General features: G+C 32.6%; 25 protein-coding genes. 16 read left to right on the forward strand and 9 right to left on the reverse strand.

Translation table 11 applies throughout. The features are described 5' to 3' along the window. The first annotated feature begins 19 nt into the window (after positions 1 to 19). Positions 20 to 724 (forward strand): hypothetical protein, encoded by a 705-nt coding sequence (locus ACRBBL_RS26060; RefSeq protein ID WP_431372040.1) that lies wholly within the window; start codon positions 20 to 22, stop codon positions 722 to 724. A gap of 74 nt (positions 725 to 798) precedes the next feature. Here ACRBBL_RS26060 and ACRBBL_RS26065 read toward each other — a convergent pair whose 3' ends face one another. The 4 genes from ACRBBL_RS26065 to ACRBBL_RS26080 are packed head-to-tail and all read right to left on the reverse strand — an operon-like array spanning position 799 to position 3,756. After that, on the reverse strand, positions 799 to 1,527 hold the full coding sequence (locus tag ACRBBL_RS26065) for a head GIN domain-containing protein (RefSeq protein WP_431372041.1): 729 nt from the start codon (positions 1,525 to 1,527) through the stop codon (positions 799 to 801). A 45-nt stretch (positions 1,528 to 1,572) separates the two neighbouring features. Then, positions 1,573 to 2,661: a hypothetical protein gene (locus ACRBBL_RS26070; protein ID WP_431372042.1), complete on the reverse strand. Its 1,089-nt coding sequence runs from the start codon at positions 2,659 to 2,661 to the stop codon at positions 1,573 to 1,575. After that, positions 2,642 to 3,205 (reverse strand): hypothetical protein, encoded by a 564-nt coding sequence (locus tag ACRBBL_RS26075; protein WP_431372043.1) that lies wholly within the window; start codon positions 3,203 to 3,205, stop codon positions 2,642 to 2,644. Before ACRBBL_RS26075 ends, ACRBBL_RS26070 begins: the two co-directional genes overlap by 20 nt. Further along, positions 3,202 to 3,756 (reverse strand): RNA polymerase sigma factor, encoded by a 555-nt coding sequence (locus ACRBBL_RS26080; protein ID WP_431372044.1) that lies wholly within the window; start codon positions 3,754 to 3,756, stop codon positions 3,202 to 3,204. Before ACRBBL_RS26080 ends, ACRBBL_RS26075 begins: the two co-directional genes overlap by 4 nt. 248 nt (positions 3,757 to 4,004) lie before the next feature. On the opposite strand from ACRBBL_RS26080, the gene lon reads away from it, so the two are divergent. After that, positions 4,005 to 6,467 carry an endopeptidase La gene (lon, locus tag ACRBBL_RS26085; protein ID WP_431372045.1) on the forward strand — a complete coding sequence of 821 codons (2,463 nt, stop codon included), beginning with the start codon at positions 4,005 to 4,007 and terminating at the stop codon, positions 6,465 to 6,467. 281 nt (positions 6,468 to 6,748) lie between these two features. Here lon and ACRBBL_RS26090 read toward each other — a convergent pair whose 3' ends face one another. Then, on the reverse strand, positions 6,749 to 7,960 hold the full coding sequence (locus tag ACRBBL_RS26090) for a radical SAM protein (RefSeq protein ID WP_431372046.1): 1,212 nt from the start codon (positions 7,958 to 7,960) through the stop codon (positions 6,749 to 6,751). 99 nt (positions 7,961 to 8,059) lie between these two features. After that, on the reverse strand, positions 8,060 to 8,293 hold the full coding sequence (locus ACRBBL_RS26095) for a hypothetical protein (protein ID WP_431372047.1): 234 nt from the start codon (positions 8,291 to 8,293) through the stop codon (positions 8,060 to 8,062). 312 nt (positions 8,294 to 8,605) lie between these two features. Between ACRBBL_RS26095 and porQ the strand changes: the two genes are divergently transcribed. From porQ to ACRBBL_RS26110, 3 genes are all read left to right on the forward strand, one after another. Beyond that, positions 8,606 to 9,625: a type IX secretion system protein PorQ gene (porQ, locus tag ACRBBL_RS26100; protein WP_431372048.1), complete on the forward strand. Its 1,020-nt coding sequence runs from the start codon at positions 8,606 to 8,608 to the stop codon at positions 9,623 to 9,625. A gap of 37 nt (positions 9,626 to 9,662) precedes the next feature. Further along, positions 9,663 to 10,352, forward strand: a complete 690-nt coding sequence (gene cmk, locus ACRBBL_RS26105) for a (d)CMP kinase (RefSeq protein WP_431372049.1) — start codon at positions 9,663 to 9,665, stop codon at positions 10,350 to 10,352. Between the two features lie 102 nt (positions 10,353 to 10,454). After that, complete coding sequence (locus tag ACRBBL_RS26110; protein ID WP_431372050.1) at positions 10,455 to 11,453, forward strand: hypothetical protein; 999 nt, start codon at positions 10,455 to 10,457, stop codon at positions 11,451 to 11,453. Positions 11,454 to 11,506: 53 nt separating this feature from the next. Here ACRBBL_RS26110 and ACRBBL_RS26115 read toward each other — a convergent pair whose 3' ends face one another. After that, positions 11,507 to 11,890 carry a LysM peptidoglycan-binding domain-containing protein gene (locus ACRBBL_RS26115; RefSeq protein ID WP_431372051.1) on the reverse strand — a complete coding sequence of 128 codons (384 nt, stop codon included), beginning with the start codon at positions 11,888 to 11,890 and terminating at the stop codon, positions 11,507 to 11,509. A 301-nt stretch (positions 11,891 to 12,191) separates the two neighbouring features. On the opposite strand from ACRBBL_RS26115, the gene rpsA reads away from it, so the two are divergent. Further along, positions 12,192 to 13,967 (forward strand): 30S ribosomal protein S1, encoded by a 1,776-nt coding sequence (rpsA, locus tag ACRBBL_RS26120; RefSeq protein ID WP_431372099.1) that lies wholly within the window; start codon positions 12,192 to 12,194, stop codon positions 13,965 to 13,967. Between the two features lie 55 nt (positions 13,968 to 14,022). On the opposite strand, the gene ACRBBL_RS26125 is transcribed toward rpsA, so the two are convergent. Both ACRBBL_RS26125 and ACRBBL_RS26130 read right to left on the reverse strand, forming a co-directional pair. Then, on the reverse strand, positions 14,023 to 16,761 hold the full coding sequence (locus ACRBBL_RS26125; protein ID WP_431372052.1) for a hypothetical protein: 2,739 nt from the start codon (positions 16,759 to 16,761) through the stop codon (positions 14,023 to 14,025). After that, entirely contained in the window at positions 16,758 to 17,306 is a 549-nt protein-coding gene (locus ACRBBL_RS26130; protein ID WP_431372053.1) for an RNA polymerase sigma factor, read from the reverse strand. Before ACRBBL_RS26130 ends, ACRBBL_RS26125 begins: the two co-directional genes overlap by 4 nt. A 154-nt stretch (positions 17,307 to 17,460) precedes the next feature. Between ACRBBL_RS26130 and pyrR the strand changes: the two genes are divergently transcribed. The 10 genes from pyrR to ppk1 all read left to right on the forward strand — a co-directional run bounded on the left by pyrR (position 17,461) and on the right by ppk1 (position 26,208). Further along, positions 17,461 to 18,012 (forward strand): bifunctional pyr operon transcriptional regulator/uracil phosphoribosyltransferase PyrR, encoded by a 552-nt coding sequence (gene pyrR / locus ACRBBL_RS26135; RefSeq protein WP_431372054.1) that lies wholly within the window; start codon positions 17,461 to 17,463, stop codon positions 18,010 to 18,012. Positions 18,013 to 18,014: 2 nt separating this feature from the next. Further along, complete coding sequence (locus ACRBBL_RS26140) at positions 18,015 to 18,944, forward strand: aspartate carbamoyltransferase catalytic subunit (protein ID WP_431372055.1); 930 nt, start codon at positions 18,015 to 18,017, stop codon at positions 18,942 to 18,944. Positions 18,945 to 19,080: 136 nt separating this feature from the next. Further along, positions 19,081 to 19,413: a ribonuclease Z gene (locus ACRBBL_RS26145; RefSeq protein WP_431372056.1), complete on the forward strand. Its 333-nt coding sequence runs from the start codon at positions 19,081 to 19,083 to the stop codon at positions 19,411 to 19,413. Between the two features lie 156 nt (positions 19,414 to 19,569). Continuing rightward, on the forward strand, positions 19,570 to 20,478 hold the full coding sequence (locus ACRBBL_RS26150) for a ribonuclease Z (RefSeq protein ID WP_431372057.1): 909 nt from the start codon (positions 19,570 to 19,572) through the stop codon (positions 20,476 to 20,478). Positions 20,479 to 20,496: 18 nt separating this feature from the next. Continuing rightward, the gene (locus ACRBBL_RS26155) at positions 20,497 to 22,191 is read left to right on the forward strand and encodes a helix-turn-helix domain-containing protein (protein ID WP_431372058.1); all 1,695 of its coding nucleotides are present in this window, start codon (positions 20,497 to 20,499) and stop codon (positions 22,189 to 22,191) included. 118 nt (positions 22,192 to 22,309) lie between these two features. Then, the gene (locus tag ACRBBL_RS26160; RefSeq protein WP_431372059.1) at positions 22,310 to 22,468 is read left to right on the forward strand and encodes a hypothetical protein; all 159 of its coding nucleotides are present in this window, start codon (positions 22,310 to 22,312) and stop codon (positions 22,466 to 22,468) included. A 149-nt stretch (positions 22,469 to 22,617) separates the two neighbouring features. Further along, positions 22,618 to 22,770, forward strand: coding sequence for a hypothetical protein (locus tag ACRBBL_RS26165; protein WP_431372060.1), 153 nt, complete (start codon positions 22,618 to 22,620; stop codon positions 22,768 to 22,770). Between the two features lie 187 nt (positions 22,771 to 22,957). Beyond that, positions 22,958 to 23,605, forward strand: coding sequence for a pyridoxamine 5'-phosphate oxidase (gene pdxH / locus ACRBBL_RS26170; protein WP_431372061.1), 648 nt, complete (start codon positions 22,958 to 22,960; stop codon positions 23,603 to 23,605). Between the two features lie 15 nt (positions 23,606 to 23,620). Then, positions 23,621 to 24,106 carry a SixA phosphatase family protein gene (locus ACRBBL_RS26175; protein WP_431372062.1) on the forward strand — a complete coding sequence of 162 codons (486 nt, stop codon included), beginning with the start codon at positions 23,621 to 23,623 and terminating at the stop codon, positions 24,104 to 24,106. Then, positions 24,106 to 26,208 carry a polyphosphate kinase 1 gene (gene ppk1, locus ACRBBL_RS26180; RefSeq protein ID WP_431372063.1) on the forward strand — a complete coding sequence of 701 codons (2,103 nt, stop codon included), beginning with the start codon at positions 24,106 to 24,108 and terminating at the stop codon, positions 26,206 to 26,208. Before ACRBBL_RS26175 ends, ppk1 begins: the two co-directional genes overlap by 1 nt. The last annotated feature ends 15 nt before the right edge of the window (positions 26,209 to 26,223 follow it).

Below are 26,223 nucleotides of genomic sequence, written 5' to 3' on the forward strand. Positions count from 1 at the left end.
ATCTTTAAAATAGAACAATTTGAAAACAAAGAAATACAGTATCATTCCGTTGCTTATTGCAGTTTTGGGAATGCTTAGTGCATGCTCTAACAAATCTGATCGTAGCATGTTTGGAGTTAAGGGAAAAGTTAAAAACTATATAGAAAAAAACTATCATGTAGAAATGAATTCTGGCGAATGGAAAAAAGGAGAAGTGACTAGATATGGAAATACTAGGGTCTCTTTTGATCGTAACGGGAATTATGAATCGATAGAATTTTTGAACGAAGATAATAGTGTATCTCAAAAGATAGTTCCTGTAAGAAAAGATGGGAAAATAGTTAAAGAAAATAGATATGACGAAAACGGAGAAAAAGTGGGCGATTCAGAGATAGGAAATCAATCTGAAACAGAAATAACCTATTCTTCTTATGATGAAGACGGGAAGAAAATTTCGATGGGAAAAACATATTTAGAAAATGATAGAGCTGTAAGGCGAGAAATTTTTATGGAAGGGAGCGGAGATACACAAGAAGAAATTATTATTGAGTTTGAATATGATGAAAACGGAAATATAAGTAGTACTAAACAAACAGACAGAAAAGGAAAAATAATGAGCGATAATGTATTTAAATATACAAAATTTGATGAGCACAACAACTGGACAGAAAGACTTGAGTATTCTAAAGAAAATAGTGATACACCACAAAAAATAGTTCATAGAACCTACGAGTATCATGAATAACCAAAAGTATATTTCATAAAAAAACCACTCGCAATGAGTGGTTTTTTTGTATTCGTTTTTTGATTTTGAATCTTCTAGTTCCCAGAAATACTTCCAGAACCTGCTACTTTAGTGTCTTGTTTTGCTGGGTTTCCTTTATAAGTAATATCTCCAGAACCCGCTACACGAGCTTTTAAAAAATCGGTAGCATATAATCTAATATCTCCCGAACCTGCCAAGCTCACTTTAGCGCTTTTTGCTTGCAACTTATATGCGTGAATATCTCCTGAACCAGACAACGCGATTTCTGCATTATCAGCCGTTCCTCTAGCAGTCATATCTCCCGAACCAGAAACTGCCATTTTTAACTTTCCTGTGTTGATGTCAATAATAACATCTCCCGAACCAGCCAATGCCATTTTAAAACTATCTGCTTTGATGGTATCTTTTGTATATACATCTCCCGAACCTGATAAAGCTACTTTACTAATGTCTTTGAATGGAACTGTGATAACTAATTTTTTTCCTCTACTTACGCGTAAATTAGATCCTTTTTTCACTTTAATTTTTAAAACATCTCCTTTAACTTCTGTTAGAATATGTTCTAATAAGTTCGATTCTCCTGTTAATGTAATTTTACCTTCTGTACCTGCTACCAACTCTACGTCAAAAGAACCTGCAACACTTATGGCGTCATAATCTGAGGTTGTTCTTGTAATGGTAGTAACATTTCCATTCCCTTTAATTTTCTTTTTTCCCCACTGTGCGTGCGATACTGTAGTAGCTAATAATAATGTGATGATAAATACTGTTGCTTTTCTCATGATAATTGATTTTTTAGATTGATTTTTGTTTTATGATTTGATGAATTATTGTTTTTTTATAAATCGGATACTTCCGTATTCTGCATTAATTAAAATAGAATTACGACTTGTATTATCTCCGTAATAACCTTCGTAATAACTTTCACTTGATTCAATTCGCTTTATATTAGTGGTAAAATCGTCTATTCCTTTAAGACTTGCATTCTCTAAGTTTAACTCAAAGCTAAAATGATATTGTGGCTGGTATCCTATTTTAATCCCAGCAAGTTCTGATTCAATTCTGATATCTCCTGCATCATCAGTCATTTCTGCAATTTTAATAGAACCATAATCTGCTTCCAAATCGATACTTCCAGAAATTATTCCTAAGCGTAGTGACAAATAATCTCCGCTTCCCTTTACAGTATATGCTTGTTCAATTTGTAATGTATTATAATCGCAATTATATTCTATAGAACTAATGACTCCAAAGCTTGATTTTGTATGATCGGCATTTAGTCTAATTTTTTCTGCTTCCTCTATTTTAAAAGACGAATAATCTGCATTAATACGCCCACCTTTCATATATGAAATAGAAACATTATTTGTATGATCAAAATTCAAAGAATTGTCTTCTGCTAACAACTTACCAATCTTCATTTTTCCATGATCACAATTCAATGCGACTTTATTTTCGGCACGATCCAAGAAAATTTCTCCATAATCATTTGAGACATTTAACTCATTTCCTTTCGGGAATTTGATCGTATAATTAACCGTTACATTTACCTTATTACGTTTATTCCATTTGCGCCATGACTTTGACTGATTTTTACTAAAATTTGTCATTGCACTTACCATTGATGCTGTATTATTAAAATTAACATCAATTTGTTTCAAACGTTCTACTACTTTACTTTCAGAATCTCCATTGGTTTTAATAACCACTTCAATAGCTATGGTATTTTTGTCCCAAGCTGTCATGTGAACAGCTCCATAACTATTGGTAACTTTCAAGAGTGCATCTGAATTTACAGAGAACTCTTTCGTAATCGTTTTCTCTTTTGTATACTTTCCTTTGTGCTTATTATTTCCAAGAACAATCAAAGGCAATAAAAAAATACATACAATACATTTATATAATAGTGTCTTCATTCTTGAATATTTTAATTTCTTCAATTTGTACTAATACGCTTTCTAATAATTGTATACGAAGTTGGAAATTCTTTACCATTGCTTGCAAAATACGTTTGTCTTCTCCGTATTCAACAAGTTCATCTTTTAACTCGTTATACTCTTCTTCAAGACGTTTTAGTTGCTGTAAAGCATCTTGCACAATCTCTTTGGTGTCTTCATCTTCAGCCGCTTTTACTTTTTCAAGTTCTTTTTCAATCAAAGAAGCAAAATGTATCTGTGACTTTTCCACTTCGGGCGAAAATGTAACCTGAGTTTCTTCTGCGGAAGCGTTAAAATTAGAACCGATAAAAATTCCTAGGCTCAATAAAATGATGCAAGCTGCTGCAATTTGTTTCCACCAAGTAAACAATACAATAGGTTTATTGGTATCTTTTGTTTCTTGAGTTTGCTGTTGTTTTAGCTTTTTCAAAAAACGATGTTCGTGTCCCAATTCAGGTGTTTCGATATCGAAATCATCTTTCAAATGGTCAAACAAATTTGTAATGTTATCTTTCTCTTTCATACGTATACTTCCAATTTTCGTCTTAGACTTTCTTTTGCACGCGAAATTGTAGTTCTGCAATTTGCATAGCTAATATCTAGAATTGAGCAAATTTCTTCATAATCGAACCCTTCAATTAAATGTAAGGTCAAAGAAACTCTGTAATTGTCCTTCAGTGTTTTTAAAGTTTGCAATACTTTTTGAGCCTGTAAGCTTGTAAACTCTTCATCCGAAGCAATTCCATCATTATCTTCAACCTTATGTAACATAGTGTCGATCGGAACTTCTTCTTTTCGTTGTTGCTTTTTATACAGATAAATACTTTTGTTCACTACGATTTTTTTTAACCATGCGCCAAAAGAAACTGTCTCGCTAAAAGAGTCTAATTTCATAAAAGCATTCAAAAATGCTTCTTGCATCGCGTCTTCAGCTTCTGCGCTATTTTTTAAAATTCGAAATGCAGTATTGTACATCGCTTTATAATAGCGATTGTATATCTCCATTTGCGCAGATTGATTTCCTTCTTTGCACAACGTAATGAGTTGTTCAGTATGTAACTTTTGGTGGCTCAAAAAGTTTAGTTTATTGTAAAGATTATAGAAAAATTGATTTGTTACACTTTTATCTAAAATTATTTAATATTTCTTGATTTTTATGTCTTTTTAAAAGAAAGCTTGGCATAACAATTGTCAATATTGTACCAAAGAAACCAATGAAATCAACAACTGTGGTTGATTTATAAGCGGTTAGACTAGAAAAAGAAAAATAAATAAAAAGATATAATTCTGTTTTTATGACAGAATGACTTAGTACGATACACATGAGCGAAACAAAGTTTTTAAATATGGACAGTTTGTCATTTCAATCCATTGATGAAGATGCGGAATTAATTCCATTAATGACGCCTGAAGATGAAGAAGAAATCAATAGAGAAGAATTGCCACCAACACTGCCTATTCTTCCCCTACGAAATACAGTATTATTCCCAGGAGTTGTAATTCCTATTACGGCAGGACGCGATAAATCAATTCAATTAATTAAAGATGCCAATAATGGCGGAAAAGTAATTGGTGTTGTTGCACAGAAAGATGAAGCAGTTGAAAATCCTACTTTAGAAGATATTAATACCTTAGGGACAGTAGCACGTATTTTACGTGTTTTGCAAATGCCTGATGGAAATACAACGATCATCATTCAAGGAAAAAAACGTTTTGAAATTGATACGTTATTACGCGATACTCCATATATGGAAGCTACCGTAAAAGAAGTACCAGAAACACGTCCTGAAAGTGAAGATGAAGAGTTTACGGCAATTTTAGATTCAATCAAAGAATTGGCGTTGCAAATCATAAAGGAAAGTCCAAATATTCCTTCAGAAGCATCTTTTGCCATCAAAAACATAGAAAGTCCTTCGTTTTTGATCAATTTCATATCTTCAAATATGAACTTGACAGTAAAAGAAAAACAAGAATTACTGGCAGTAAGAGATTTGAAACAACGTGCGTTGGCAACTTTGAAAAGCATGAATTTAGAAATGCAGAAGTTGGAACTAAAGAATGATATACAATCAAAAGTACGTCACGATTTAGATCAGCAACAGCGCGAATATTTCTTGCATCAACAAATGAAAACTATTCAAGAAGAATTGGGTGGTGGCGTTTCGTATGAGCAAGAAGTAGAAGAAATGCGCAAACGTGCTAAAGATAAGAAGTGGGACGAAAATGTGAAAAAGCATTTTGACAAGGAATTGGCAAAAATGCAACGCATGAATCCGCAAGTAGCCGAATATTCAATTCAACGTAATTACTTAGAGTTATTTTTAGATTTACCTTGGAACGAATTCAGCAAAGACAAATTCAACCTGAAAAAAGCACAAGTTATTTTAGATCGCGATCATTCAGGTTTAGAAGATGTAAAAAAACGAATTATAGAATACTTAGCAGTATTGAAGTTGCGTAACGACATGAAATCTCCAATTTTATGTTTATACGGACCTCCAGGAGTTGGAAAAACATCTTTAGGAAAATCGATTGCAGAAGCGCTAGGAAGAGAATATGTGCGTATTTCACTTGGTGGATTGCGTGATGAAGCAGAAATTCGCGGACATCGTAAAACCTATATTGGAGCAATGCCAGGACGTATTATCCAAAGCTTGAAAAAAGCAGGAACGTCAAATCCTGTATTTGTATTGGATGAAATTGATAAACTATCTAGTAGCCATAATGGTGATCCGTCGTCAGCGATGTTGGAAGTATTAGATCCAGAACAAAATACGGAGTTTTATGATAACTTCTTAGAAATGGGATACGACTTGTCGAAAGTAATGTTTATTGCTACGGCAAACAGTTTAAGTACCATTCAGCCAGCGTTGCGTGATCGTATGGAAATTATCAATGTAACAGGATATACGACCGAAGAAAAGGTTGAAATTGCAGGAAAACATCTATTAGATAAACAATTAAAAGAACACGGACTTTCTGATAAAGATTTAAAAATAGGGAAGAAGCAGCTTGAAAAAATTGTAGAAGGATACACACGTGAAAGTGGTGTACGTGGATTGGAAAAGCAAATCGCCAAAATGGTGCGTTATGCGGCAAAATCCATTGCAATGGAAGATAAATACGAGAAAAAAGTAACCAATTCAATTATTGAAGAAGTATTAGGTCCTGCACGAATGGAGCGTAACAAGTACGAAAACAATGATGTAGCTGGTGTGGTAACAGGATTGGCTTGGACAAGTGTTGGCGGCGATATTTTATTTATAGAATCTACCTTGTCAAAAGGAAAAGGAAATCTTTCTATCACAGGAAATTTAGGAAAAGTGATGAAAGAATCTGCAACAATTGCGATGGAATATATGAAGTCGAATGCAGACTTTTTAGGTGTTCAACCTGAAATATTCTCAAAATATAATGTACATATTCACGTTCCAGAAGGCGCAACTCCAAAAGATGGACCAAGTGCCGGAGTAACGATGTTGACTTCTTTAGTTTCTTTATTCACTCAGAAAAAAGTGAAAAAAGATATTGCCATGACAGGTGAAATTACTTTGAGAGGAAAAGTATTGCCTGTTGGCGGAATTAAAGAAAAGATACTCGCAGCTAAACGTGCAGGTATCAAAGAAATCATTTTATGTGCGCAAAATAGACGCGATATTTTAGAAATTAAAGAATCGTATTTAAAAGGACTCACATTCCACTACGTAACAGAAATGCGTGAAGTTGTAAAACACGCAATTACTGACGAAGCCGTAAAGAATCCGAAAACATTATCAGCGGACTAATGAAATCGAATTTGAACTTGTAACTGAAAAATGAACTTGAATTGTATTTGAGTTCATTTTTTTATTTTAGTTCATGCTGAAAACCTTTATAGGATTTTCACTTTCACTTTCAATTTATATCATGTCACTTCGAGTGGTTTTTCGGAATGAAATGTAGAAAGATTGTATCGAGAAGTATCTGAAAACTAATAGCTGTTTTCGATACATTTTTATGTTCACTTCGCTACATAAAAACACTCGAACTGACGGTTAGCGTTTCAACTTCAAGTTCAGTTTCAGTTTTAAGCCATGCTAAAAAACTCTAGGTCTTTTTTGTATATATTTTCTAAGCTCGACATGTCTAATGTGTTCAAATAGTCAATAATTTCGAGTGCATCCATTTTGGAAATACTATCATCATACATACTCGGAATCAATTCCATCATGGTATTTTGTATGTGTGAAATAATCATAATCATATCTTCACAATACACGGAAGGATTATTGAAGCCATTTTCTTTTTTGTGACGATGTACCAAACGTCCACCTTTGCAAATTGAAGCTACAGGACATTCCAAACATTTAGTACAAAGTTTTTCGGTGCTGTCTTCAAAATATAATTTTCCTAACGGTAATTCGGTAATATCTTTAAAATCATTCGTAAAAATATTCATGTTGGTTTTGGTAAAGCTCTCACCACAACCTTTCAAAGAATCAATTGCTTCAATGTCACCATTGGTTTCTATGACAAGTGCATGTGCTTCATGACGCTTCATTTTCTTTGAACCTAAAATAGCATTGGTCAATCCATTAAAAAATGGAATAATAGGACGATCGGGATCATTTATCCAAAAATCATAGAGTTCAATCAACCATTTTCCCATAGCTTTTGGTTCGTACGGGAAACTGTCATGTGTATAATCGGGCAAAAGGAAATTCACATAATCAGAAGAAATATCGGTTAAATGTTTATATGTAGTTGTTGCCGATTCGTCAATATTCATCACACTAATTACAGAAACAAAACCTAATTTTCGTTTGAGTAGCTTTAATCCACGAATTACATCATCATAACTGCCATTCTCTTTATGATCTTTTCGATACATATCATGTGCTTTCTTAGTACCATCTAAACTCACACCTGGAAATATTCGATTTTCTTTTAGCACAGCTGCCCATTCTTCATCAATTAAAACACCATTGGTTTGTATATTATATTCAAAAGCAGTGTCTGGGAATTGTTCTTTTAAAACTTCAGCTTGACGGATAAACTTCCCAAAAAAAGTTTTATCAATTAGCAAAGGTTCACCGCCGTGAAATGTATATGTAAATATTTCTTGCGGATATTCTTTTAGATAATTTTCCACACGTTTAATAATTTGCGGAATCATACTTTCTTTCATGAACTTTGGTTGATTTCGAAAAGAAGAATCTCCCAAATTATACATAAAACAGTAGGAGCAATTTAAATTACATCTACTGGCAACTTTTAAAACTAATCGATTGAAATGCATAGTGTGAAATTTGTGGTGAAACTTAAAAAAGGTAACAGTTGCCCAACGTGTTAGACTAAACAAAATGTTATTGGTTATTGAGCAACTGTTAGGTATTAATTATCCGTGAGTTCTTCTCTCAGCAGGTCTTGCAGGATATGTTCCATTTTTAAGACATTCTTGAACTCCATCATGCCAGTAATATCCGTCTGGACATCTTGGTCCACCGCCACCAGTTGGGATATGTGTTTCATCTGGAATATCTTGAGCACCTCCAAAAATAGCGTTTAAATCTTCAATTTGCTTTTCAGATAAAGCATCTACAGTTTTGTTTAAAAAAAACTTTTTTTTCATAATAGTTTGATTGTAGTGGTCTCTACTCTAATATTTAAAATGGCTTTTTGAGTTCCTCCATTGGTGAATTAATTCTTTTTTAATGTACGGCGGTTTTATGCTGTAAAACAAAGATATTAGGTGCGGTTTTATAAAATATCATCAAAAATAAATTGCTTTAAAAGCCATATTTGTAAAGGATTGCCAATAAAAAGTGTAGTTTTGTCGCTGAAAAAAATCAATTAAAAGAAAATCTAGTATTTTTTTGAAAAACGTATAAAATATTTATCATATCTAAACGTTTTGATTAAAGATTTTAGTTACTTTGTACACATGCAGAAAAAGATCCTCTTTTCCTTTTTTTTGTTTATAACTACGCTGGCTTCCGCGCAAATCGGAGGAAGATACACGTATCAGTTTTTAAACCTAATCTCTTCACCAAGACAAGCTGCTCTTGGCGGAAAGATCATTACTAATTATGATAAAGACGTAAATCAAGCACTATACAACCCAGCAACTATCAATTATAGAATGGACAATCATTTGTCTGTAAACTATGTAAATTATTTGGGAGATGTAAATTATGGTTCTGCTGCGTATGCCTATACTTGGGACAGAAGAGTACAAACATTGCATGCAGGTGTAACATATGTTTCTTATGGTCAATTTGACGGATACGATGAACAAGGAAATTCCACAGGAAGTTTTACAGGAAATGAAGTCGCTTTGTCTTTGGGATATGCATATAACATTCCTTGGACAGATATTCATATTGGCGCCAATGCAAAATTTATCAATTCAAAACTAGAGCAATACAACTCTTTTGGTGGAGCTGTAGACTTGGGGATTATGTATATTAATGAAAAATTGGAATTTAATGTCGCTTTAGTGGCCAGAAACTTAGGATTTCAATTTACTACTTATGCAGGTGTACAAGAAAAATTGCCTTTTGAGTTAATTTTAGGATTGTCACAAAAACTAGAACACGTTCCTATTCGTTGGCACGTAACTTTTGAAAATTTGCAAGAATGGAATATTGCATTTGCCAATCCGAATAGAGCAGAACAATCTATTGAAGGAGGCGTAACGGAAGAAAAAGTTACATTCTTTAAAAACTTAATTCGTCGTACGATTGTTGGAATGGAATTGTTTCCAGACAGAGGATTTAACATTCGATTGGGTTACAACTTCCGTAGAGGAGAAGAGTTGAAAATTATTGATCAACGAAATTTCTCTGGAGTTACTGCAGGATTCGGACTTCGAATCAACAAACTAAAATTTGATTATACCTATGCACGTTATTCGATTGCAGCAAACACAAGTATGTTTGGTGTAACGATCAATTTGCAGTAAGAAGACACTTTACAAGGTCAAAAAAAGAATGCCGATCATGAAAAAAATTACAATTGCCATTGATGGTTTCTCATCTACTGGGAAAAGTACGATTGCCAAACAACTTGCTAAAACTTTAGAGTATATATATGTAGATACTGGCGCTATGTATCGTGCAGTAACCTTGTATGCACTTCGTAAAAAGTATATTGATGCGACCAATTTTTCTATTAATGATTTGGTAGAAGATTTAGATAATATTCACCTTCACTTTACATATAATGAGTCATTAGGTTTCGCCGAAATGTACTTGAATGATGAAAATGTAGAGAACGAAATAAGAACCTTACGAGTTTCTGACTATGTTAGTAAAGTGGCTGCCGTTCCTGAAGTTCGGTATCAGTTGGTAAAACAACAACAAAAAATGGGAGAAGACAAAGGAATTGTAATGGATGGAAGAGATATTGGAACCGTTGTATTTCCCGATGCAGAATTAAAACTATTCATGACAGCTTCTCCAGAAAAAAGAGCCATGCGTCGCTACAAAGAATTAATTGAAAAAGGTGATGAGGTAAAATATGAAGATGTATTACGAAATGTTCAAAACAGAGATTATATAGATTCGCATCGAGAAGATTCGCCGTTACGACAAGCAGAAGGTGCCGTTGCTATTGACAATAGTGATATGGGATTAAAAGAGCAATTTGAACGTATTCTGAATTTGGTAAAACGAACTATAAACGAATGAAAGTTAATGCGGTTCAATAAAAACACACTATAATTAGTACTTTTTGAAATACTTTTTTTTATTTAGCTTTTTAGAAAGAAATCACATAAGCCCATACATAATATGAAAACTTCCAAACAGATATTTTTAATATCTATCAATATTTTTATTGTATTTCTAGTGTCTTCATGCGCAAAAAATAAAAATCATGAAACTCAATCATATACTTCACAAGAAGGAACTGACGTAGAGACTAATACTTTAACTGGAGAATTTAAAAAATGTTATGTGACTTTCGATCCTGTAGGTCATAAAGGTAATCATTTGTTTAAAGTATATACGCAAAGTAGCACAAAACCTGAATATTACTGGGGTTTTTCCATTGTTCGTGAGAAGGATTTATCAGATGATGTATATTCAGATCAATATAGAATAATTTACTGTAAAGAATTTACATTTAGCGGAAGAGAAATGCTTTCAACAGGATCTACATTGCTACATTATGGAGAATCTGAATTTACATATAAAAGATTAGGAGCTTCAGAACCTACAGGTGGATTTCATGGGAGAGAAAAATTTACAGAAATAAGCTTTCTTATAGATGGTAATTTAATAAATGATAGTACTACTGAATTTAAAATGAGAGGATGCAAAAGTTTTACATTTATGCAAAAAAGTATTATGTATAGAGAAGACAACGCACACACGGAAGATGCTACGCATTTAAAAACAACAAAAATCTCAGATGGTGGATACTTTACAAAAAATACAATTACAGCTAAAGATATGATCCCGATGAATACTTGTTTTGGGTCTATAGCATCAGTTAGTATTGATGTGGCAAAACAAGGGTCTGTCGATAATCAGGAAAATACTGTTCGTTTTAATCAAAATGGGAAAAGAAAACTAGAAGGATATAATGATGTATTATTTGTTTGGAACGATACAAAAAAGTTATCTGCAAATATAGAAAGCAAGTTCAGCATATACAATAAGTATGCTACTCAATACATCTCGGATACTAAAGATTATAAGAAGTACTACAGGTACTTTCAAAATATTAATTTAAATAAAGGACAATCTTGGTCTTTTGAAACAAAAGTTATTTTTGATAAATTATAAAGAATAAAAAAAGCTTCCAATTTGGAAGCTTTTGTCTTTTATACATGCTCTATTTATGATAAATGTGGAATTACTAATTCTTGTCCTGGATGAATTACATCTGGATTGTCAAGAATATCACCATTTGCTTTAAAAATAGCATGGTATTGACCTGCTTTTCCATAATACTGTTTTGCAATTTTACCTAAAGTATCTCCGCTTGCTACAGTGTGGCGGTGAAAAACAGACTCATCAGCAACTTCAATGTGCGCTTCTATGTCCGGTGCCATTTCTCCACCAAGTTCTTTGATTTTGTCCCACATCAAGTTTTTCTCATATTGCGTACCTGCTGTACCACTTACTTTTAATACACCATCTACTTCTTCTACATTTCCATTTTGAATATTTAACTCTTGTCCAAGATCTAAAACTCCTTGATATTTCGCTTTTACACTCATTCTATTGTTATTTTAATTATTAATAATATAAATATAAAGCAAAAAAATAGATTTTAAGTTATGACAACAACACAATATTTTTTTTCGATGAAAATCAAATTTCATGGTTAAATTGAATTTTTACTGTTCGTTTACATTACTATTAGTTTGTAAATCAAAATAATAATCATACTTTTGCACTCCTTTTTAGCATGATAGAGAATCAAAAAGGGACAAAGAATTTTTTTAGAAACATAACAATCTACTGCTTTTACATGCAAAGAATCTCTAAATGAGCGGTATACAAATTTTACATCAGCAAATGGCTGAAGAAAACACAAACACAGACGTTCAGGACGTTAAAAATCCTGAAGAATTTCTAGCAAACTTTAACTGGCACAATTACGAAGAAGGAATTGACCAAGTAGAAGACGAAAAGTTAGAAGAATTCGAAAAATTAGTAGCAGAAAATTTCGTTGACACAGATGATGATGCTGTAGTAGATGGAACTGTAGTAAGAATGACTGACAGAGAAGCGATCATTGATATTAATGCAAAATCTGAAGGTGTAATTTCTTTAAACGAATTTCGTTACAATCCAGACTTAAAAGTTGGAGACAAAGTAGAAGTATTAATTGACGTTCGTGAAGACAGAACTGGACAATTAGTATTATCTCACAGAAAAGCGAGAACAATCAAAGCATGGGATCGTGTAAATGCAGCTCATGACAAAGGTGAAATCGTTAATGGTTTTGTAAAATGCAGAACTAAAGGTGGTATGATCGTTGACGTATTCGGAATTGAAGCGTTCTTACCAGGATCTCAAATTGACGTGAAGCCAATTAGAGATTACGATCAGTATGTGAACAAAACTATGGAATTCAAAGTGGTTAAAATTAACCATGAATTCAAAAACGTTGTTGTATCTCACAAAGCTCTTATTGAAGCTGATATCGAATTACAGAAGAAAGAAATCATTGGTCAATTAGAAAAAGGTCAAGTACTAGAAGGAATTGTGAAAAACATTACTTCTTACGGTGTATTTATTGATCTTGGTGGAGTTGATGGATTAATTCACATTACTGACCTTTCTTGGTCTAGAATTAATCATCCAAATGAAGTTGTTGAATTAGACCAGAAATTAAATGTTGTAATTCTTGACTTTGATGATAACAAATCAAGAATCCAATTAGGATTAAAACAATTAAGCGCTCATCCTTGGGAAGCTTTAGATTCTGAATTAAAAATCGGAGATCAAGTAAAAGGAAAAGTTGTTGTTATTGCTGATTACGGTGCATTTATCGAAGTTGCAGAAGGTGTTGAAGGATTAATTCACGTTTCTGAAATGTCTTGGTCTACTCACTTACGTTCGGCTCAAGATTTCGTAAAAGTTGGAGATGAAGTAGAAGCTAAAATCTTAACTTTAGATAGAGAAGATCGTAAAATGTCTCTTGGTATCAAACAAATGACGCCAGATCCATGGACTGATATTACAACTAAATACCCTGTAGGTTCTAAACACACAGGAACTGTACGTAACTTCACAAACTTTGGTGTATTCGTAGAATTAGAAGAAGGTATTGATGGATTAATTTACATCTCTGATTTATCTTGGACTAAGAAAGTGAAGCATCCATCTGAATTTGTTACTGTTGGTGACAAATTGGAAGTACTTGTATTAGAATTAGACGTAGATGGACGTAAATTAAGTTTAGGTCACAAACAAACTACTGAAAATCCTTGGGATAAGTATGAAGGTGAATTTGGTGTAGGTACATTACATACAGCAGAAATTACTGATACAAATGATAAAGGTGCAACTGTAGCTTTAAACGAAGATGTAGTAGCTTTCATTCCTTCTCGTCACTTAGAAAAAGAAGACGGAAAGAAATTGAAGAAAGGTGATACAGCTGAGTTCAAAGTAATTGAGTTCAACAAAGAATTCAAAAGAGTTGTAGCTTCTCATACTGCTATCTTTAGAGAAGAAGAGCAAAGAAATGTTCAAGCTGCTGCTAAAAAGCAACAAAATTCTGAGAAAACAACTCTTGGAGATTTAAACGCTTTACAACAGTTAAAAGACAAAATGGAAGGAAAATAATCCGTAACATTTTATCATATATAAGAAAGCCGTTTCAATTTGAAACGGCTTTTTTTTAGTTATTTATTTTATATGTAATTGGTAATGTATATTTAACATTGACATTTTTCCCTTTTTGTTTGGCTGGAACCATTTTAGGTATCAATTCTAACACACGTTTTATTTCAGCTTCTGCCTCAGGATGGCTTGCGCGAATTTTAATACCGTTAACAACTCCTGATGTATCTATTATAAACAAGGCATGAATTCTATGTGTCCCGCTAGATGTTTGATGTTTTATAAGAATATCTATGTTTGTATATCTATTTACATGCTTTTGAATCTTTTCACTCATGCATTTTTTACGAGCAGCTTTGGTTTCTAGATTTTCACAGCCTGGATAGATTGGCGGGTTTTCTATAAGCGAAAACGGAACCATTTCAATAGGTTCTTCAGTAGGCATAACTTCAACTGATTCAGCAAAAACGATTTGATCTATTTCTGAAGTAAGCGCATCATTTATAGTTTTAGTAGGTTGGCACGGAAAAACAACATTCTTAATCTCCTGTTTAAGCTTTACAATTTCACGGTATTTTTTTAATCGTATCTGATTCGTTTTTCTAGAAGCTTGATACAAAATTTCAGTTTCCAACGAACTATTTTGATTGTTCATGTTTGCCAATCGTTTGCGTAAAGTTTCAGCAGTGATTTTCTGAAGTTTTAACTTATCAGAAGTATTTCTAATGGTTTTATCAATATAAAAAGGAACATCATTTAAATACCCAATACAATGCACACGATACTTTAGTAAATCATTTAGCTTATAGGTAAAACGGTCATTCTCAGCTTTAAGCCTTACGAAACTGTTGAATTTAGTTGGAACCAAATACACAAACAATTTGTCAAAACGTTCTGTATTTTCAATTGAAACTTCATAATTAGAATAACTGATTGTGACATTTTTTTCTCTGGTCTTAACAGTTGTTGTCGTTCTGCTTTTCACACTAGCAACTACATCTTCATTAATAATTCGATCAATATTCTTCCAACCAGTTGTTCGAATTGGTGCTCTATAACGGCGTTTTCTTTTTTCTTTTTGAATAGTGCGTGCTACATAAGTAACTTTACTTGAAACTGTGTTTGTTTGGCTGGTTTGAGTCTGATTGTTTCTAGTTTGATTAAAACTACGAGGTAATCTTGCTCCTAAGCCTTTCGCGACTTTATCTGTAGTAATTGCTAATTCATTTTGGTAATAATTTTGCAATTGCTGTTTTGAAAATGCTCGATATTTTTTGTCAACACTTAATAACGAATCCATTTTTCTTTGCGATTTTTCCAAAGCCAAACGATACACTTTTTGTTGTTTAATGTAATAATCATTCAGTTTTGCAACATCAGAATCTATTTTCGCAACATTTGTCAATCGTTGTGCGGCAAAAACGTCAAACTGTTTACGAAGTGAAGTATTTTTCAAAGTAGAAATAATCATTTCATCAACTTCGTACAAATCACGATCAAGATTTTGCACATACATATTAAAAATAGTATTTGCTTCTTTACAATTCTGATGAATTATTTTTAAACGTTCTTCAAAAGCTTTCGTAGCTATAAATGTATTTTGATAGCGTTCATTCCAAATGGTTTTTACTTTTAAAGGATCTAAACCTATTAAATATTTTTTGCGAGTATTTGATCTAACAGAATCTACAACAGCTACGTCTCTTTGTATAGTATCTCTAGGAATACGTGATCTTCTTCGCTTTCGTTCTTTTATGATATTTCCAAGAGCGTTATTTACTGTTCTGACTGTATCTTTAACTTTTCCAAAAGAATAATACAAACTATCCGTGAATTTTTTGTTGGTATTATCATATCCTTTTTCAGCAAGTGTTTCCAAATAGTTTGGTGGATAAAAATTCAAGCTAAAAATATCTTGTGGAATCAACGCAGTGTTTAATGGTTTCGGGTTTGTCCAATTGACGGTTCCGTCTTTCAATACTTCACCATCAAACAATTGCATGCCTTTTTTATAATCTTGCGTTGGAATGTCTGCTGTAATTTCTTTTTCAGGATTAATTGTCAGCTTTTGCCCATCTTTTTTGGCTTCTATAAAAAACATACCGCCAGTTTCCAAAGGTTTATCATTAAAGAGCGTAGATAAACCAGCAGTCATTATAGTATGCGAATTGACAGCTTCTTTTACTTCAAGTTGAATATTTCCATTTACTATATTTTGATTGGCATCTACAAATGCGTTTTCAGGAATTAAAAACACGATTCCACTTTGGGTTTCTACAATCGTATCTTTTTCAGTCAAAATACTAAAAACCTCTGATGGTATTTTTTCCAAAGGATCTATGACAATATTTTCGGCATACACAGTTGTTTCATTTGGTGTTACTATAAAATTTTTCTTTTTAGGAATTGTATCAGGAACAGAAATTATTTCCTTTTTCGCTGTTTGTTTTTGCTGTACTTGCTGTTCAACTTTCGTTGGAATTGTCTTAGCTTCAATTGACTTTTCTTCGGAAGCATTCATGAAATACCAAGCTAAAAGAGCAATTATAATTGGAATAACAATCAGTCCTATAGTTTTCAAAAGTTTTTGAAATCTGTATGTTTTTGCTGCATTTTGAATGTTGTTTTGCAAGGAAATATGTTCCAAGCTTTGCATCAGCTGTTCTTGTAATTCAACATCGTTTTTAAAATTGGGATCAGTTGCCATACGAAATTTAAATGCTTGTGTTTCTGCTTCAGAAAGTACATGTAGTAAGTACTTTTCTATCAATGCAATGGTTTCTAATTCAGTTCTCATCTCTTTGCTTTTAAAGTTCGTAATTCGTTCTTAGCGCGTTCCAAACACTTATATTTTTGTGTTTTGGCAGATGATTCTGAAGTAAAATCCAACAACTTGGCAATCTCGCGCATTTTCTTCTTGTCGATATAAAATAGCGAGAGCAGTTTTAGGCATTTTTCTCCAATAGATCTCAAGGCTTTCTCAGCCAATTGATACTTTTCTTCTTCTTGCAAATGAAAATCTACAGGAATCGTTTCGTCTTTTAAAAACGCTTGTTCAAAAGCGTCAGTTTGTTTATTTTTTTGTTTTAATTGATCTTTCCATAAATATTTGCAAATACTAAAAACATAGGTTTCAATACGAGCAGTCAGTTTAAAATCGGGTGTTTTGGCTTTTCTATAGAAGATTAATAAGGCTTCCTGAAACACATCTTGTGCTTCTTCTTTGGTGCCTCCATGTTTGCATATAAATCGTGATACTTTTGGAAAGTATCTGTAAATCTTTACAAAAGCTTTTTCCTTCTTCTCGGAAGTCAGCATTTGTAACAGTGATTGATCTTTCATAATAATACGTTTATATACTTAATGGTACACTATCAAAAAGGTAACCATTCTTTCTTTAAAAAAGATTTTTTTTGAGATACATCGAATTTTAAAATAGGTTTAATAAAAAATAAATCTGTACTTTTGTATTCCAAATACCATTTGGACGAAAACTATGAGTCAAAAAACCTTATTGAACTCAAAAGAGATAGGAATTATTCTGCATCGATTGGCATGTCAGCTCATCGAAAACCACCTTGATTTTTCAAATACTGTACTTATTGGAATTCAACCTAGAGGAATTTACTTGGCAGAACGTTTGGCAAGGATCTTACGAGATGAATATGAAGTAAATGATATAAAATTGGGGCAACTCGACATTACTTTTTTTAGAGATGACTTCCGCCGTAGCGAAAAAATTCTTGAAGCAAACAAAACGAATATCAATTTTGTGGTTGAAAATAAAAAGGTCGTTTTTATTGATGATGTATTGTATACAGGAAGAAGTATTCGTTCAGCATTGACAGCAATTCAAACATTTGGAAGACCAGAAGAAATAGAATTATTGGTGCTAATTGACAGGCGTTTTAGTAGACATTTGCCAATTCAACCAAACTATCGTGGACGACAAGTAGATGCCATCAATAAGGAAAAGGTAAAAGTAAACTGGTCAGAAAATGATGGAGAAGACATGGTATATCTTATTAATCAAGAAAAAGACAATTAGAAATGAGTGAATTAAGTGTAAACCACTTGCTAGGAATCAAATATCTTAAAGAAGAAGATATACAACTCATTTTTGAAACGGCTGATCAATTTAAAGAAGTGATCAATCGTCCTATAAAAAAAGTACCTTCTTTACGAGACATTACGATTGCAAATTTATTTTTTGAAAATAGTACGCGTACAAAGCTTTCGTTTGAACTAGCTGAAAAGCGATTGTCTGCCGATGTCATCAACTTTTCGGCATCGCAATCTTCAGTGAAAAAGGGAGAAACACTCATTGATACTGTCAACAATATCTTGTCGATGAAAGTAGATATGGTTGTAATGCGACATCCAAATCCTGGTGCTGGCGTGTTTTTATCTAAACATGTAGATGCAAGTATTGTAAATGCTGGTGATGGTGCGCACGAACATCCAACGCAAGCATTATTAGATTCGTATTCTATTCGTGAAAAATTGGGCGATGTAGCTGGGAAAAATGTAGTCATTGTGGGCGATATTTTACACAGTAGAGTTGCACTATCAAACATTTTTGCACTGAAACTTCAAGGTGCAAATGTAAAAGTATGTGGTCCAAAAACATTGTTGCCAAAATACATTGAAAGTTTAGGTGTCGAAGTAGAAACCAACTTGAGAAAAGCGTTGGAATGGTGCGATGTAGCAAATATGTTACGTGTACAAAATGAACGTATGGATATTAGTTACTTTCCTTCAACACGTGAATATGCGCAGCAATATGGAGTTACAAAAACATTGCTAGATTCGCTTGATAAAGAAATTGTAATTATGCATCCAGGTCCTATAAATCGTGGCGTTGAAATTACAAGTGATGTGGCAGATTCTAAACAATCGATCATTTTAAACCAGGTAGAAAACGGAGTTGCAGTACGTATGGCAGTAATTTATTTATTAGCTGCAAAAATTAAAAACTAACATAATTTTTTGGTATTCTTAGTATTTCTATCAAAATAGGGTTAAACATATTTTAAATACGCAACTATGCGGTAAATTTTGTAAATTGTAGATACATCTTAAAAAATAGCCTAAAAACCCTCAAAACTTTAAACCTATGATTTTAGATAAACAAGAAAACATTCTCATCATCACGCAAGAATCTGCAGATACAATTGAGCTTGTCAAAAAAATAGACGCACGTTATAATGAAGTACAAAACGATAACATTATCGTAAATTTATTTTCATTTGGAAACTTAACTAAAAGTGATTTGGTAGAATTTTTACAACTATCCAAAAAGCACCGTGTATCAAAACATTCTTTTGTTATTGTAACTAATAAAATAAGTACGGACGATTTGCCAGAAGCTATCATGACTGTACCAACACTACAAGAAGCATTTGATATTATTGAAATGGAAGAAATAGAGCGCGATTTAGGATTTTAACTTTTAACAAAAAATATAAAATGAAACGATCATTACTAAATTTTAAAAATTTATGATCAAGGTAAAATTTTTGAAACTTTTAATGAGAGAACGAAGTGGTTGCACACGTTCTTAATTTTATAATTATATTTTTGTTAAAGAATAAAATCTAAACGTGTGAAATTAACAATACTTGGCTGTTATGCCGCAACACCTACAAAACATACAAATCCAACCGCGCAAGTATTGGAAATTAGAAACCATATTTTCTTGATAGATTGTGGTGAAGGAACACAAGTACAGTTAAGACGTAGCAAAGTGAAATTTGCACGCATCAAACATATCTTTATTTCACATTTACACGGAGATCATTTTTATGGACTCATCGGATTAATTTCTACATTCATGTTATTGGGTAGAAATGCAGACTTGCATATATATGGTCCAAAAGGACTCAAAGAACTTACCTTATTACAACTAAAATTAACCAAATCATGGACGAGTTATAAACTTTGTTTTCACGAATTGGAAAGTGACAAACCTGAAGTTGTATTTGAAGATGATAAAGTGACAGTTACAACTATTCCATTAAGTCATCGCGTGTATACCAATGGTTTTTTATTCAAAGAAAAAGAAAAAGAACGCAAACTTAATGTAAATGCTGTTCTAAATTATGAAATTGAAAAGTGTTACTATCAAAACATAAAAAAAGGTAAAGATATAACGTTAGACTCAGGAGAAGTCATCCCCAACGAAAAACTTACCTTTGATCCTCCTAAATCAAAAGGGTACGCATTTTGCAGCGATACCGTATATTTCCCTCAAATAGTTGATCAAATTAAAGATGTAGATGTATTATATCATGAAGCTACATTTTTAGACAAGCACGATCAATTAGCCATTAAAACAAAGCATACAACCGCAAAACAGGCAGCAATGATTGCCAAAGATGCGAATGCTGGTCAACTAGTACTTGGTCATTTTTCAACGCGCTATGATGGCTTTGATGAATTCAAAGAAGAAGCCGAAACTGTGTTTGAAAATGTCGTATTAGCTGATGATGGAAAAGTATTTGAGTTTAATTAAAAGGATGGAGTGAATAATATGAATGTAAGACAATTTACCGTTACATTATTTATAGCATTTTTTATAAATATGTTTCTTAGTTGTGCTAATAAATATTCAAGTGATCCTAATAAGGATTTACTTGAGAAAATAAAGCAGCACAAGAAAAATGCTCCATACAAAGCACTTGCACTTAGCGACACTCTAATAAACGCTGCAAAAAAAATAAAAGACACTATTTCTATCTCAGAAGGCTATTTGCAAAAAGGGTTAATAACAATGCATTTAGGTGACTATGAAAAGGCTGTTATTATTTTTAAAGCGCAACTGAAATTATTGAATAATGAGAAGTATTCTAAAATGAAATGTCGCTATTTCATTGGAATTGGAAATGCCTATATTTTGCATGGTGAAAACTTAAATGCAATGCAGTTTTATGAAAAAGCAGCTAAGATTTCTCAGCAAAAAAAATATAAAGACTTATTCTACATCTCTCAAGTAAACTTAGCTAAAGTAAAACGTAACATAGGTGATCGTAAAGAAGCCTTAAAAGTATATAAAGAATACTATGTCAGAGCAAAAGAATTGAACATAGATAAAGATAGAAAGGCAAGAATTCTAATGGGAATAGGAGGTACCTTTTTAACATTAAATAAGCCCGATTCTGCATTGTATTACAGTAAAATAGGATTGAAAATTTCTACTGAATTAAAAGATGATATACTAAACAGTTATTTCTATCATGACATGGGAATCGCCTATGTGCAAAAGAGAGAATATATAGAAGCACTTAGAAACCTTAATAAATCAAAAGAATATATAGAATCTATACAAAATAATGAACGTTTAGCTGAATCATTATTCTATTTTGGGAAATCTCATTATGGTTTAGAAAACTATGCACTAGCTGCAGAACATTTTGAGAAAGTAATTTTACTTGTAGATACCTCTGAAAAAATAGATAACCTAGAATTTAGACCACAAGAGTTATTGAGTACGTATGAGTTATTAGTGGAGTGCTATAGAAAACTTGGAAAAGATGAAGAGTTAATCGAATTAGTTGAATCCAATAAAAATAATTTAGGGAAAGAAATTAATAAGAATAATAATGAAGTTAAAATCACACTTTATAGAAAACAAAATGAAACATTAGCGAATGTTTTAAAACAGAAGAATCAAGAAACGAAATTGCAAAAAGGATTAATAATTATCGCTTTTAGTCTTTTGTTTTTGGCATTGTTAGCGCTTTTTTACTATAAGAATAAGTCTAAAAATAACAAAAAGAAGTTTGATGCCTTAATGCAAAAGCAGGAGCAAGTTAATAAAGTAGAAAAAAGTGTTTCTAACCAAATTAACATTAATGACGCAAGAGTAGCAGAGATTCTAAAACGTCTTGACAAAATAGAGAAGCAAGAATATTATTTAGAAAGTAATTGTACGTTGGCTAACATGGCAAAAAAATTAAAAACGAACACTACTTATCTAACAAAAATATTAAAAGAACAGAAGCAAAAAACATTTTATCAATACCTTAATGAGTTGCGAATTAATTATGCAATCAAAAGATTACATGAAGATAAAAAGTTTCGAAAATATTCAATAAGACATATTGCCCAAGAAGTCGGTTACAAAAGCCCAGAATCGTTTGCAAAACACTTTAAAAAAACGACAGAAATTAATCCTTCCTATTATATAAAAGAAATAGAAAAGCGTAGTGCTGCCAGTAAACTTTAGAGCTCTTTTTTCTACCTTAAATTAGATGATTTAAGGTCTTTAAATCTTGATTAGACAGACTTAATTGATAGATTTATAACAAGAAAATTATGAATTAATATTAAAAACCTAGCTCATTATGAAAAAAAGAGAAACTAAGAAATTTCAATTCTCAAAAGCTGTCATTGCTCAATTTACAAGTCTAAAAGCATTAGAAGTAAAAGGAGGAACTATACCAACCGATCCAAACATGACTGATCATCCAAATGAAAATAACATTTGTTTTGGAGCAAAATAATTAACAGTGAATTTATACGGACTTAAATCATCTAATTTAAGTTAAGCACACTTTTTTTCGTGTAAAATCCTTTCTAATTTGGTTGCAATAATCGATTGAAAGGTATTGCTGAAAACCTATAAAAAATGAAGCATCTAAAATTTTAAATCATGAAAAAAAGAGAACTCAAAAACTTAACATTGAACAAAAAATCAATTTCTAATCTGAAAACGACAAGTGTAAAAGGAGGGACATCAGGTTTACCTTGTTTAAGTTTGTTTTTTATGGAATCAATTTGTTTTGATCACTGTCAAGAAAAGTAACTACAACTATTTTTTTATAATGTAGAAAAGGGACAACATCGGTTGTCCTTTTTTTTATGCCTAAAAGTTGTTAAAATAACTTGATGAAAACTTAATGCAAAAGCATTCGTTTTTACTTCTCAATACGAACGAAAAGCTGTAAATTGCAGTATCTATAATGTATTGATACATACGCTAAAGAAAGTGCATGAAACAAGATTTAAGTGAGTACCGTAAATCCTACGAGAAAAGCGAACTATTAGAAGAAAACTGTGTCGAAAATCCTATTGAGATGTTTCGCAATTGGTTTATGGAAGTAGAACGATCGGAAACAGTTGCGGAAGTAAACGCAATGACGATAAGTACTATTGGTTTGGATGGTTTTCCTAAAAGTAGAATCGTTTTACTTAAAAAATATACTTACGAAGGATTCATCTTTTATACGAATTATGAAAGCGAAAAAGGCTTGGCAATTGCAGAAAATCCGAATGTCTGTATTTCATTTTTTTGGCCAGCTATGGAGCGACAAATTATTATAAAAGGGAGCATCGAAAAAATAGCAGAAAACTTATCTGATGGATATTTCGAATCACGTCCACGCGGAAGTCAACTTGGCGCATTGGTATCTTATCAAAGCACGGTAATTCCATCTAGAGAACATTTAGAAGAAAAACTGAAAAATTTAGAAGCACAATACGAAGGGAAAGAAATAGAACGTCCATCGCATTGGGGAGGATATATTGTAAAGCCGCAAGAAATAGAATTCTGGCAAGGCAGAGCAAATCGATTACATGACAGAATGCGTTACCAATTGCAAGAAGACTATTCGTGGAAAATAGAACGTTTGGCACCTTAACTAAAAATAAACACATTGAAAACCTTAATCATCGTACGACATGCAAAATCATCTTGGGAATATCCTGTAGATGACAAAGATCGTACACTCAAACTTCGCGGAATTACAGATGCACATTTGGTAGCAAATCACATCGCAACTAAAATTGATACACCAGAAACAATCTATTCCAGTATAGCAAACAGAGCTTTGCATACGTGTGCAATATTTACACGTTGTCTCAAATATCCGTTTAACAAAGTAGTCATAAAAGAAGGTATGTATGATTTTGGAGGTTCAGGTTTAGTAGATACAATAAAATCTTGTGATAATGCAGTAAACACCTTAATGGTTTTTGGGCACAATCATGCCATTACTGCGGTGGCAAATACGTATGGAAGTCAATTTTTTGACAATGTACCAACTAGCGGCGTTGTTGTAATACAATTTGATACAGATTCATGGGAAACCATCAATGCCGGCAAAACAATATTAAAAGTATTCCCTAAAGATTTAAAATAATGCAGCAAACCAAAAACAAATACATTAACAGAGAAATAAGCTGGCTGCAATTCAATGGCCGTGTATTGCAAGAAGCTGCCGATAAAACGGTTCCGCTCATTGAACGTTTGCGTTTCATTGGAATATTCTCAAACAATTTAGATGAATTTTTTAAAGTGCGTTATGCAACTGTAAAACGTATTGCACAAGCAGGAAAAGGAGGAAGAAGCGTACTAGGAGGAACTAAAGCAAAAGACTTGTTAGAACAGATTACAGGAATAGTAATCAAGCAGCAGGCCGAAAGTTTACGCATTCTGAATGAAGTTCAACTAGCCTTAGAAAAAGAAAATATTTTTATCGTCAATGAGCAAAAAGCTTCCTCAAGTCAAAGTGAGTACATTGAAAAATACTTTCTAGAAAAAGTAAGTCCAGCCTTAGTAACTATTATTTTGGATGATATTGACGAAATGCCAAGTTTAAAAGACAAAGCTGCGTATTTGGCAATTCGTATGGTGATGAAAGAGCAAACCAAAAACACAAGTAAAGTAACACGTTTCTTTAAGCCACGTGTCAAAAAAATAAAATATGCGCTCATTGAAATTCCAAAATCAATTGATCGTTTTATTGTGTTGCCTAGTGAAGGAGAAAAACAATACATTATCATTTTAGATGATCTTATTCGTCATTCTTTAGGAAACATCTTCAGTATTTTTGAATACGAAACCCTGTCTGCACACATGATTAAAATTACGCGTGATGCAGAATTGGACATAGATAATGATTTGACAAAAAGTTTTATCCAAAAAATATCTAGCAGTGTAAAAGGTAGAAAAAGCGGGGAACCTGTTCGTTTTGTATACGATAAAACGATTGATAAAAACACGTTTGAATACTTGCTAGACAAAATGGGAATCGATGATATTGATAGCTTAATTCCTGGTGGACGTTATCACAATCGTAAAGATTACATGTCTTTTCCTAGCTTAGGTCGTAAAGACTTACTCTACAAATCATATCCGCCATTGCCAATAAAAGGCTTAAGTAGAGAAGGAAGTATTTTTGAGAAAATAGCACAAAAAGATTACCTTCAATATGCGCCGTATCACACATTTGCATACTTAGTTCGTTTTTTGCGTGAAGCTGCTTTAGATCCAAAAGTAGAAAACATAAAAATTACGGTATATCGTTTGGCAAAAATATCGCATGTAGCGAGTTCACTTGTAAATGCCGTAAAAAATGGTAAAAAAGTAACGGTTCAAATTGAATTGCAAGCACGATTTGATGAAGCTGCCAATATCAAATACGCAGAACAAATGCAGAGTGAAGGTGTAAACCTAATTTTTGGTGTGCAAGGGTTAAAAGTACATAGCAAAACTTGTGTTATAGAGCGTAGAGAAAATGGAAAAATTGTCCGTTACGGTTTTGTAAGTACAGGAAATGTGAATGAATCTACAGCAAAAATTTATACGGATTATACACTTTTTACGTCCGATCAAAATATTTTAAAAGAAGTAGCCAAAGTATTTGACTTCTTTGAAACCAATTATAAAGTTGCCAAATACAAGCACTTAATTGTGTCGCCACATTACACGCGAAACGCTTTCAATAAACTCATCAATGTAGAGATTAAAAATGCAAAAGAAGGAAAAGAAGCGTATATCAAAATAAAAGTCAACAGTTTATCGGACTATAAAATTATTGACAAATTATATGATGCGAGTAGAGCTGGTGTAAAAATTCAGTTGATAGTTCGTGGAATTTGTTGTCTGATTCCAGGAATTCCAGGAATGAGCGAAAACATTGATGCAATAAGTATTGTAGACAAGTTTTTAGAACACCCAAGAATGTTTATCTTTGGAAACAATGGTGATCCAAAAATCTACATTTCTTCTGCCGACTGGATGACGCGGAATATAGATAAAAGGGTAGAAGTTTCATGTCCGATATACGATGAAGATATCAAAAAAGAATTGCTAGACACATTCAATATTGGTTGGAGTGATAATGTCAAAGCTCGTGTGTTCTCTGAAAAACAAGACAATGCATACCGTGAAAATCAATTGATAAAAGTGCGTTCACAATTTGCAACGTATGATTACTATTTAGAAAAAATATCAAATTAACACATAAAAAATATC

Source organism: Kordia sp. (genome assembly GCF_050633145.1).
Taxonomy (GTDB): domain Bacteria; phylum Bacteroidota; class Bacteroidia; order Flavobacteriales; family Flavobacteriaceae; genus Kordia.

What these genes read in the sequence shown, in the direction of transcription:
- ACRBBL_RS26065 (WP_431372041.1), bottom strand. Translation starts at nt 1,527, where the DNA reads ATGAGAAAAGCAACAGTATTTATCATCACATTATTATTAGCTACTACA.
- ACRBBL_RS26070 (WP_431372042.1), bottom strand. Translation starts at nt 2,661, where the DNA reads ATGAAGACACTATTATATAAATGTATTGTATGTATTTTTTTATTGCCT.
- ACRBBL_RS26075 (WP_431372043.1), bottom strand. Translation starts at nt 3,205, where the DNA reads ATGAAAGAGAAAGATAACATTACAAATTTGTTTGACCATTTGAAAGAT.
- lon (WP_431372045.1), top strand. Translation starts at nt 4,005, where the DNA reads ATGAGCGAAACAAAGTTTTTAAATATGGACAGTTTGTCATTTCAATCC.
- ACRBBL_RS26090 (WP_431372046.1), bottom strand. Translation starts at nt 7,960, where the DNA reads ATGCATTTCAATCGATTAGTTTTAAAAGTTGCCAGTAGATGTAATTTA.
- ACRBBL_RS26095 (WP_431372047.1), bottom strand. Translation starts at nt 8,293, where the DNA reads ATGAAAAAAAAGTTTTTTTTAAACAAAACTGTAGATGCTTTATCTGAA.
- porQ (WP_431372048.1), top strand. Translation starts at nt 8,606, where the DNA reads ATGCAGAAAAAGATCCTCTTTTCCTTTTTTTTGTTTATAACTACGCTG.
- cmk (WP_431372049.1), top strand. Translation starts at nt 9,663, where the DNA reads ATGAAAAAAATTACAATTGCCATTGATGGTTTCTCATCTACTGGGAAA.
- ACRBBL_RS26110 (WP_431372050.1), top strand. Translation starts at nt 10,455, where the DNA reads ATGAAAACTTCCAAACAGATATTTTTAATATCTATCAATATTTTTATT.
- ACRBBL_RS26115 (WP_431372051.1), bottom strand. Translation starts at nt 11,890, where the DNA reads ATGAGTGTAAAAGCGAAATATCAAGGAGTTTTAGATCTTGGACAAGAG.
- rpsA (WP_431372099.1), top strand. Translation starts at nt 12,192, where the DNA reads ATGGCTGAAGAAAACACAAACACAGACGTTCAGGACGTTAAAAATCCT.
- ACRBBL_RS26125 (WP_431372052.1), bottom strand. Translation starts at nt 16,761, where the DNA reads ATGAGAACTGAATTAGAAACCATTGCATTGATAGAAAAGTACTTACTA.
- ACRBBL_RS26130 (WP_431372053.1), bottom strand. Translation starts at nt 17,306, where the DNA reads ATGAAAGATCAATCACTGTTACAAATGCTGACTTCCGAGAAGAAGGAA.
- pyrR (WP_431372054.1), top strand. Translation starts at nt 17,461, where the DNA reads ATGAGTCAAAAAACCTTATTGAACTCAAAAGAGATAGGAATTATTCTG.
- ACRBBL_RS26140 (WP_431372055.1), top strand. Translation starts at nt 18,015, where the DNA reads ATGAGTGAATTAAGTGTAAACCACTTGCTAGGAATCAAATATCTTAAA.
- ACRBBL_RS26145 (WP_431372056.1), top strand. Translation starts at nt 19,081, where the DNA reads ATGATTTTAGATAAACAAGAAAACATTCTCATCATCACGCAAGAATCT.
- ACRBBL_RS26155 (WP_431372058.1), top strand. Translation starts at nt 20,497, where the DNA reads ATGAATGTAAGACAATTTACCGTTACATTATTTATAGCATTTTTTATA.
- ACRBBL_RS26160 (WP_431372059.1), top strand. Translation starts at nt 22,310, where the DNA reads ATGAAAAAAAGAGAAACTAAGAAATTTCAATTCTCAAAAGCTGTCATT.
- ACRBBL_RS26165 (WP_431372060.1), top strand. Translation starts at nt 22,618, where the DNA reads ATGAAAAAAAGAGAACTCAAAAACTTAACATTGAACAAAAAATCAATT.
- pdxH (WP_431372061.1), top strand. Translation starts at nt 22,958, where the DNA reads ATGAAACAAGATTTAAGTGAGTACCGTAAATCCTACGAGAAAAGCGAA.
- ppk1 (WP_431372063.1), top strand. Translation starts at nt 24,106, where the DNA reads ATGCAGCAAACCAAAAACAAATACATTAACAGAGAAATAAGCTGGCTG.